Consider the following 7,888-nt stretch of genomic DNA (forward strand, 5'->3'; position numbering starts at 1 on the left):
GTGTGTGGGTATTGCGCGGCAGGCTCCCCGCCTGCCAGGGCAGCGGCCATAGAATACGTCAATCGTTGCCCGCAACGGTCATCCGGCCGACCAGGATGGAACCCACCTGCACGTGCGAGCGACGGTCCACGTCGCTACCCACCGCCTCGATCCCGGCAAACATGTCCTTGAGGTTGCCGGCGATGGTGATGCCGTCCACCGGATAGCTGATCTCACCGTTCTCCACCCGGAAGCCGCCGGCGCCGCGCGAGTAGTCGCCGGTCACGCCGTTGACGCCCTGCCCCATCAGTTCGGTCACCAGCAAGCCCTGGCCCATCTGCCGCGCGATGCTGGCCAGGTCCCCGGCGTTGGCGGCCACCTTGAGGTTGTGCACGCCACCGGCATTGCCGGTCGTGGGCAGGCCGAGCTTGCGGGCCGAATAGCTGCCCAGGATGTAGCGCTGCAGCACGCCATCGGTGATGAGGGCCGAATTGCGCGTGGCCACGCCGTCGCCATCGAACGCGGACGAGCGCAGGCCGCGACGCAGCAGCGGCAGTTCCTCGATCTGGAACCAGTCCGGGAACAGCCGCGTGTTGACGCTGTCCAGCAGGAAGCTGGCGCGGCGATACAGCGCCCCCCCCGAAACCGCACCCAGCAGGTGGCCGATCAGCGAACGCGCCACTTCCGGCGAGAACAGCACCGGCATCTGCGCGGTGGCCATCGAACGCGGCTGCAGGCGCGCCACGGTGCGWTCGGCGGCACGGCGCCCGATCGCCGCGGCAGACTCGAGGTCTTCACGGGCCAGCGCGCTGCTGTACCAGCCGTCGCGCTGCATGCCGTCGCCCTGGCCGGCAATCAGCGCACAGCCGATCGAATGGTGACTGCTGCGCTCGCGGCCGATGAAGCCGTGCGAATTGGCATACACCGACAGGCTCTGCGAGGTCGCCGCCGACGCGCCATCGGAATTGCTGATGCGCGTGTCCGCCTCGCGGCCGGCCGCTTCACAGGCCAGGGCCAGGTCCAGCGCCTGGTCGGCGCCCAGCGCCCACGGGTGCCAGCCATCGAGGTCGGGGAAGTCCTGGGCCATCAGCGCGGCGTCGGCCAGCCCGGCCGCCGCGTCGTCCTCGGTGTGCCGGGCGATGGCACACGCCTGGGCCACGGTCGACGCCAGGCTGCCCTCCTGCAGGTCGGCAGTACTGGCACTGCCCTTGCGCTGGCCGAAGTAGACGGTCACCGCGATGCCGCGGTCACGGGTGGATTCGACCGTTTCCACCTCGCCCAGGCGCACGTTCACATCCAGCCCGCGCTCGTCGCTGCAGCTGACCTCGGCCTGGGTGGCGCCCAGGGCTTTGGCCCGCTCCAGCAGGCGCTGGGAGATGTCAGCCAGCTGCTCCAGGCGTTGCAGGCTGTCGTCGGCCGGGGAGACTTCAGGGGAGATCACGTTCAATGCTTTATCCTGTACGGGTGAGTGCCTGGCGCAACGCCGGGCACAGTTCTGGATGTGGAAATAAGACGATGCGCGGACGCGACGAAGAAACCGGTGAATTCCTTGACATCAGCCGTAGCCAGAACCGCCGGGCTGCACTGGACGTGCTGGCCCTGGGCGAGAAGCTGGTGTCGCTGACCCCTGCGCAGCTGGCGCGTCTGCCGGTGCCCGAAGATCTGCTGCYGCACATCGCCGAGGCCAAGCGCATCACCGCCCATATCGCCCACAAGCGCCAGCTGGCGTTCCTGGCCAAGCACATGCGCCGCGAAGACGACGCCGTGCTGGATGCGATCCGCGATGCGCTGGATGCCAACAGCGACACCTCGCGTCGTGAAGTGGCCACCATGCACCGCGTCGAAGACTGGCGCGAGCGCCTGTTGAGGGACGGCGACAAGGCGCTGGGCGCGCTGCTGGACGAGTATCCGCACGCCGACCGCCAGCAGCTGCGCACGCTGGTGCGCAACGCCCAGGCCGAAAAAGCCAAGAACAAGCCGCCGCGCGCCTACCGCGAGATCTTCCAGGTACTGCGCACGCTGCTGCTGCCGGCCGCGCTGGGCCTGGAAGGACTGAACACCTCCGACGAAGACCTCGACGCGCAGGACGACGGCGACGAGAACGCCGACGACTGAGCCGCAGTGCCCACGCGACGGCGCCAGCCTCGGGCTGGCGGCCGCGCGCGGCGGGCTGCACGACAGGTGCATCATCGTGCTCAGGCCTGGGTGYCGCCCACGGTGATGCCATCGATCAACAGCGACGGCTGGCCCACGCCGACCGGCACGCTCTGGCCATCCTTGCCGCAGATGCCCACGCCCTCGTCCAGAGCCAGATCGTTGCCGATCATGCGCACCTTCTGCATGGTTTCCGGGCCGTTGCCGATCAGCGTGGCGCCCTTCACCGGCGCGGTGATCTTCCCGTCCTCGATCAGATACGCCTCGGTAGCCGAGAACACGTACTTGCCGCTGGTGATGTCGACCTGGCCGCCACCGAAGTTGACCGCGTACAGGCCCTTCTTGACCGAGCGGATCATTTCTTCCGGATCGTGCTGACCGGCGCGCATGTAGGTGTTGGTCATGCGCGGCATGGTCATGTGCGCGAACGATTCGCGGCGGCCGTTGCCGGTCGGGGCCACGCCCATCAGCCGCGCATTGAGCGAATCCTGCATGTAACCCACCAGGATGCCGTCCTCGATCAGCGTGGTGCACTGGGTCGGGTGGCCCTCGTCATCGATGTTCAACGACCCCCGACGGCCATCGAGGGTGCCGTCGTCGACGATGGTCACGCCCGGCGCGGCCACGCGCTCACCGACGCGGCCGGCGTAGACACTGGTGCCCTTGCGGTTGAAGTCGCCTTCCAGGCCGTGGCCGACCGCCTCGTGCAGCAGCACGCCGGGCCAGCCCGGACCCAGCACCACGGTCATCACCCCGGCCGGAGCCGGAATCGCCTCCAGGTTCACCAGCGCCTGACGCAGTGCCTCGCGCGCGAACCCTTCCGGGCGCCCGTCGGCAAACAATTCCTCGTAGCTGTAGCGACCACCGCCGCCGGCGTAACCGGACTCGCGGCGACCGTGCTGTTCGACGATCACCTGCACGTTCAAGCGCACCAGCGGGCGGATGTCTGCGGCCAGCACGCCGTCGCTGCGCGCGATCAGCACCGTGTCCACGCCGCCGGACAGGCTCACCATCACCTGCTGCACGCGCGGGTCGGCGGCACGCAGGTAGCGGTCCAGACGCTTGAGCATCTCCACCTTGGCTTCATTGCCCATGCCGTCGATCGGGTCCAGCGCCGGATACAGCGCGCGCCCGCCGCCACGCACCAGCGAGCGCGCCTGCTGTGCCCCGCCTTCGCGCGAAATCGCCCGCGCCGACTGCGCCGCGGACAGCAGGGCATCGGCATGGATGTCGTCGGAGTAGGCAAACCCGGTCTTTTCGCCGGCGATGGCGCGGACGCCCACGCCCTGCTCGATCGAGTGCGCACCGTCCTTGACGATGCCGTCTTCCACGCTCCAGCTCTCGCGCCGGGCGTGCTGGAAATACAGGTCGCCAAAGTCGATACCCGGTCCCAGCAGGGTACCGAAGGTGCGTTCCAGGCCGCCGGCATCGAGCCCGGCGGGCAGGAGCAGGCGTTCGTTGGCAAGGGTGAGTGCGTTGTCGGTCATGTCATCTATCTGAGGGCGCCGGCCGCCATCGCAAGCCGGGCGCGGGAAAGGAGTCAGCGTACCGGAGGCGGCAACGCGGCGGGAGCGGCACGCGGCGGCGGCGCGTCCTCGCGGTCGATCACTTCGACCTTGGGCTCGGCCCACGGTCCGGTGACCCGGTAGGTCTTGGCGCCGATCGCGCCCAGCGGCTTGCCCAGCACAGCGTTGGCGGCCGCGCCGACCGCCGCGCCGACCGGCCCGCCGGCCACCGCGCCGACCACGGTCAGCAGGTTGCCCGAGCGCGGGTTGACGTCGATGGTCTGGTCGAACTGCTGGCGGCGCAGATCGGTTTGGCCACGGATGCTGATATTGGCCGCCGGCCCTTCGATCAACACCTTGTCGGTGGTGGCCATGCCGTTGCCGAATGCCAGCGCACCGTCGATCTGGTTGAAGGCGAAGCCCTTGGAGAAGAAGTCGCGGAAGTCGAACATCAACCGGCGCGGCAGCTGGGTCACGCTGAGCAGCCCGAGCACGCGACCGGCCCCGGGCTCCAGTTCCAGCAGCTGGCCATTGCGGGCATTGACCTGCATGTGGCCCTGCAGCGCGCCCAGCTGGAAGTCCGATGGGCCACCCCGCCAACCGGCATCCAGCGTGATCTGGCCCTGACCGCCGCGCAGCTGGCCGCCGTAATCCAGGTTCTGCATCAGCCCGCCCAGGTCCTCGCTTTTCACGTCAACGGTCACCTGGGTGCGGGCGGTATCGCCCATCCCCAACCAGCGGCCCTGGATGTCGATGGCCTGCTTGGGCGCCCGGAACTGCAGCTGGTCCACGCTCAGTCCGTTGCCGAACGGACGCGTGCGCAGCACCGCCTGGCCCAGCTTGGCCTTGCCGAACTGCAGGTCCTCGATGTCCAGCGCCAGCGGCGGAATCTTCGCCGGGTTGGTGTCGTTGGCGCTGGCCTGTACCCGTGCGGGCAGCGTGGCGTCGGCCGGCAGGAGGATCGGCGCGCCACCGGAGGGCACCTTGACCGGGGTGGGCAACGACTGCCAGTGCACACGACTGAGCTTGCCGACGATGGTGCCGCCGTCGGCATTGGGGACGCTCAGCGTGCCGGCCAGCGACGGCCCATCCAGCCGCACCTCGACCGCCGAGGGACTCGGCCGCAGCTGCAGACGGGTCTGCGCGAACAATCCGCCGGCCAACAGCAGCTGCCCCACCTGCACATCCACCTGGCGCAGCGGCATCGGATCCTTGTCATCGCCCCCACCCGGTGCGCGGGCCAGGCCGATCCATTCCAGAGCGTCCAGCGAACCACTGCGGCCATTGACCGCCAGCCCACTGGCGGGCGGCTCGCGGTCGACMTTGTCGCTGCCCAGCGTGACCTGCACGCCGGTCTGGTTGTTGTGGGTCCGCGCGGTCAACGCCAGACGCTGCCCGAACGCCACATCCACGCGCCCGCTGCCCATCGGCAGCTGCGCATTGACGGTGGTCGCCAGCGGTATGGTGGCCACCTTGTCCAGCGGTGCTGGCAGGTCCAAGCGGGTGCCCACCAGGTCCGAGCGCAGGGTCAGCAGGGTCGGCGCTTCGGTCTTGGCGCCCGCGGCGACCTTGGGCAGGGTCACCCCGATCGTCCAGCGCGAATTGCCCTGGATGTACGGCTTGAGCCAGCTCAACTCCGGGGCACGATCCAGCAGCGCATGCGCATCCAGCGCCGCGCTCAGTTCCGATTCGAACGCCTGCTGCGGGTCACGCACATAGCCGCCGGCGCGCAGGCTGAGCTGCCCGTCCTGGCCGAGATGGCGCACGCTCAGGCTGTCGGCGCCGAAGCCGTCGCGGCTGTAGCGGGCCTGCCCCCGCATGCTGTCGAAGGTCAGCGCGAAGCGCTTTTCGGTCAGGGCCACGCCGTTGAGATCAACGGTACCCTGCAGGTGGCCGCCGGGTTGGTCGTGGTGGAGCGGCTGCAGCAGATCGAAGGTGACGGCTGCCGGCCCCTTGGCGGTCAGGTTGTCCAGCGTGTCGGCGTAGGTGGCGTGCAACGGGCTCTGCTTGAGCATCGCCAGCAACGTGCCCGTGTCGGTCTGGGTGGTGGCCTTGACGTACAGCGGGGTCTGGCCGAAATCGACGATGCCCGCATCGAAATGGTTCACCGCCACCCCGGCCAGGTCGCCACTGCCATGCAGTTCAAAGCCGGGGCCGATGAAGGCGATATCGGCATCCACCTTGCCCATCGCCGGCCAGTCGTGCTGGAAGCGGATGGTGCCGTTGCTGATGTGCCCGGTGGCCTCGAAGCGGCCGTTGTTGCGGTCGAACGGCCAGTCTTCCAGGTCGCCGGTGACCAGGCCGATGCCGCCGCGTACCTGCCCGGACACCAAGGCGGCATCGAGCCAGTCGGTGGCGCCCTTGGTCATCTTGGAATGAATCCAGAAACGCTTGGCCGCGGTCATCGGCACATCGTCGATGCGCGCAGCCAGCTGCAGCCACGGGCGGGTGCCATCGCCCTGGAACCAGACGCTGCCGCGCACGTCGGCGGCATAGTCGGTGCCCTGCACGCGCAGCGCCGGGGTGCCGAAGCGCCAGCCGCCGGCCTCGTCGCGCCAGCCCACCAGTTGCCCGGCCAGGCGCACGTCGTGGCGCACGCCAAAGCCGCTCGGCCAATCGAAGTGCAGGGTGCGGGTCGGTTGCAGCGCCAGCTGGAAACCATCGGCGTCGCCACTGAAGCGCCCGCCTACCCCGCTCAGGCCCGGCGCATGCCCGGACGGGGCAAAGCCGACGTCGGCCAGCTCGCCCTGGATCGATACCGGGCCGTCGCGCTCGGCGGCGATCCGCACCTGGGTCATCCGCGCGTGCGGGGCGGCGTGCTGCAGCCACTCGCGCAGGCCCGGTTCGACCCGGTCGCTGAGCGCCAGCCCACGCAGCAGCGCGGTGGCATCGATGTTGTCCCCGGCCAGTGCCATGTRCTGGCCGCCGGCCAACAGCAGCCCGTCCAGGCGTTGTATGTCTGTAGTGCCGGCCAGGCCGATGCGCAGCTGCGGCGCATCGGCGCGCCAGCCCCCTTGCACCCAGCGCCAGCGCGCGCGCAGCTGCAGGGTGTCCAGCGTCAACGCCGGGCGGGTGCCATCGGCCAACGGCGCGCCGCGCAGCTGCAGGCCCTTCAGGTCGGCATCGGCGGTGACCATCACCGGCCGATGGTCGCGCAGGTCCACCCACGCGTTCAATTCACCGGTGCCCTGCTGCAGCGACACGCCGGCGAACTGCAACAACTTGGACCACGCGCGAAAATCGGCCGGGTCGGCTGACAGCCAGGCCTGTCCATCACCGCGATTGCGCTCGAAATCCAGCACGGCGGTCAGCGGCAAGCCATTGAGATCGGCCCAGGCGCGTGCCCCCACGCGCAGGCGCTGACCATTCACGCGCAGGCGCAGATCGATGCGCGGCAGCTCGGCCTGCAGGTTCAGCGACGGCGCATCCACCCGCAGCCGCCCGCCGATCACCTGCAGCTCGCCCAGCCGGCGCAGTGCGTCCAGCGGATCGCCGCTGCCCGACTGCGGCAGACCGCGCACCGACCAGCGACCATCGTCGGCACGCTCCAGCACCAGCGCCAACCCGCGCAGGCGCAGTTCGGTCAGCGAATGTCCGGGCAGCAACCCGGTGTACATCGACACCAGCACCTCGGCCTCGCCGATGGCGATGCCCTGGCCTTCGCCGATGCGCAGCCCCTTGAGCTGCAGCAACGGACCCCGCCGGGTCCAGGCGGTATCGAGGTGATCGAAACGCACCGGCTGCCCGGCCCGCGCGCTCAACCAGGCCGCCACCTTGTCCGGATGACGCTCGGCAAACGGCAACGCTTGGCTGACGGTGCCCACCAGCACCGCCACACATACCAGCACGATCGCCAATGCATATACGGCATGGCGGCGAATCCTTCGCAGTCGCAGTCGGAGCGGCGTGCTCATCGTGACGCGAAAGCATCGGCGCGCGAGCGCGCCAACGCGTGGAGATCAGAGCAGCACGACATCGAACTGCTCCTGCAGGTATTGCTCGTCCGCCTGGAAGCGGATCGATTTGCCGAGGAATTCCTCCAGTTCGGCCACCGCCGAGGATTCCTCATCGGTGATCCGCGCCACCACCTTGGACGAGGCGATCACCAGCAGGCGTGCCGCATCGAACTGGCGCACCGCGCGGGTGATCTCGCGGAAGATCTCGTAGGTGACCGTTTCTGCGGTCTTGATCGAGCCGCGCCCGCTGCACTCCGGGCACGGCTCGGACAGCTGCCGCTCCAGGCTTTCCAC

4 protein-coding genes and 1 pseudogene are annotated in these 7,888 nt (G+C 69.3%); 1 reads left to right on the forward strand and 4 read right to left on the reverse strand.

Translation table 11 applies throughout. The annotated features are described in order from the left end of the window. Window positions 1-58: 58 nt before the first annotated feature. Window positions 59-1,426 carry a metalloprotease PmbA gene (gene pmbA / locus ACXJKH_RS10920; protein ID WP_457319444.1) on the reverse strand — a complete coding sequence of 456 codons (1,368 nt, stop codon included), beginning with the start codon at window positions 1,424-1,426 and terminating at the stop codon, window positions 59-61. 68 nt (window positions 1,427-1,494) lie between these two features. Between pmbA and yjgA the strand changes: the two genes are divergently transcribed. Beyond that, entirely contained in the window at window positions 1,495-2,094 is a 600-nt protein-coding gene (yjgA, locus tag ACXJKH_RS10925) for a ribosome biogenesis factor YjgA (RefSeq protein ID WP_457319445.1), read from the forward strand. Between the two features lie 80 nt (window positions 2,095-2,174). Here the strand turns inward: yjgA and tldD are convergent, their stop codons facing one another. The 3 genes and pseudogenes from tldD to ACXJKH_RS10940 all read right to left on the reverse strand — a co-directional run. Continuing rightward, window positions 2,175-3,620 (reverse strand): metalloprotease TldD, encoded by a 1,446-nt coding sequence (tldD, locus tag ACXJKH_RS10930; RefSeq protein ID WP_457319446.1) that lies wholly within the window; start codon window positions 3,618-3,620, stop codon window positions 2,175-2,177. A gap of 53 nt (window positions 3,621-3,673) precedes the next feature. Then, window positions 3,674-7,552 carry a YhdP family protein gene (locus ACXJKH_RS10935; protein ID WP_457319447.1) on the reverse strand — a complete coding sequence of 1,293 codons (3,879 nt, stop codon included), beginning with the start codon at window positions 7,550-7,552 and terminating at the stop codon, window positions 3,674-3,676. Between the two features lie 45 nt (window positions 7,553-7,597). Next, window positions 7,598-7,888, reverse strand: a pseudogene (locus tag ACXJKH_RS10940) (Rne/Rng family ribonuclease); the annotation flags it as partial.

Source organism: Stenotrophomonas sp. P5_B8 (assembly GCF_054049855.1).